At 40.7% G+C, this 1,556-nt stretch carries 1 protein-coding gene; it reads left to right on the forward strand.

Annotated elements, in window-relative coordinates; translation table 11 throughout:
- The first annotated feature begins 878 nt into the window (after window positions 1–878).
- Window positions 879–1,484, forward strand: coding sequence for a hypothetical protein (locus AB7038_RS15335; protein ID WP_369453608.1), 606 nt, complete (start codon window positions 879–881; stop codon window positions 1,482–1,484).
- The last annotated feature ends 72 nt before the right edge of the window (window positions 1,485–1,556 follow it).

Consider the following 1,556-nt stretch of genomic DNA (forward strand, 5'->3'; position numbering starts at 1 on the left):
GCCGGAGGATGACGCAGATTCGCTAAACCATCCGGTTTGTGGCAGGGCGGCGTTTCCCCGACGCCATTCGTGTTGCAGGAAGGCGGCGACGCAGTGAATCCCCGGGAGCATACATCAGTATGTGACCGGGGTGAACGAGGAAAGCCAACGCACCTGCGGCGCGAATGGATAAGGGGAAAAAAAAAGCCAGCACTGGGCTGGCTAAATAAACACTGGAAGCAATGTGAGCAATGTCGTTCTTTCATCTGAACCCTGAAGGTGGTCATCTGAAAGTGATTTAATGATAATGGTTCTCAGTATCATTTGTAAAGCACTTTTTGCTTAAAATTTCATATAATCACTGCTGTTTTCTGTTAACCCACTGATACGGTGATTTATTTTAATAAAATTAAATAATTCCATTGGGTTACAAGGGATTATGCATTCTGTGAAAACGTGTGCAGCGACAATTTAATTTGCCTGCAATGAGAACAAGAGATAAATAAAGTTTGCCCGCAACAATTGGGGGAAACTTAGCTGTAGTGGCACAAACTCGGTCAGAATGTATTGATTTTGTAGCTGTATGAGAGTAATAAAGTCTCATACTAAGTATTAAAGCATCATACTAAAATGATAGCGGTCGTATCTGTACTTAACTAGTCATAAATCGTCATATTATCCTACATTGGGTTCAGAGTTCGTTTTTGGACAAAAGCTTGTTACGAATTTCTTCAGGCTGTGAGCCCTCGGATAACAACTATGGTAAACATTCAAATCACCTACAAATTAGCGACCAGTTTTAATCCATCTCAATCACACCAAAAAATATAAACTCTGCTTCACATAAATGGCTACTACTCATGGTATAATGTAATATCATATACGAGGATCACTATATAATGACTATGACAATAGAAGATTTGAGGGGGCTTATCAGGTCTGGTGGTATAGTGCCTGATGATAAAGATTCTATTTGTACAGGCACCATCTGTGATAGTAATGGAAATACAAAAGGATATGAGCTGTACGAAGGTTGGGATCCAATTCGAGCTGACGAGTGTGACTTAAAGTGGGGGGAGTTTAACTTCAATCTAATAAAGTTTATCTCAGAGCAAGATTATTCAAAAGAAGAGCTAGCAAAGATACAAGATTACATACAACTGGATGACGATCATTGGGATTGGCTCAAGAAATCGTATTGCTTCAGAGACTCACAGTATAAGTTTTTCTTTATGTATGCTGATGGTAAACCACAAGCTGCTTGTATTATATATCACCCCAAAGAGAGTGCTTTGGGTGGACGTCAGATTTATTATATAGAGTACCTTGCTGCAGCTCCGTGGAATAGAAAAAATCCTATGCGAAGGGACTTCACGGGTATTGGAAAAATAACCTTGAAATCCGTTCATCAGTATTGCGATTCCTTGGGGTGGGAGGCCGGATTTTCACTCCACGCACTACCCAAAGCTGAGGCATTCTACACACACATTGGCATGTCTCTGTAGTGGTCAACTAAAATTGGCCACGGTTTTAGAGTTTTTCCGGTATTGGTTTTCTGATTCGTTTGGTGGTAATCC

The organism is Morganella morganii, from assembly GCF_041099235.1.
Classification (GTDB): Bacteria; Pseudomonadota; Gammaproteobacteria; order Enterobacterales; family Enterobacteriaceae; genus Morganella; species Morganella morganii_E.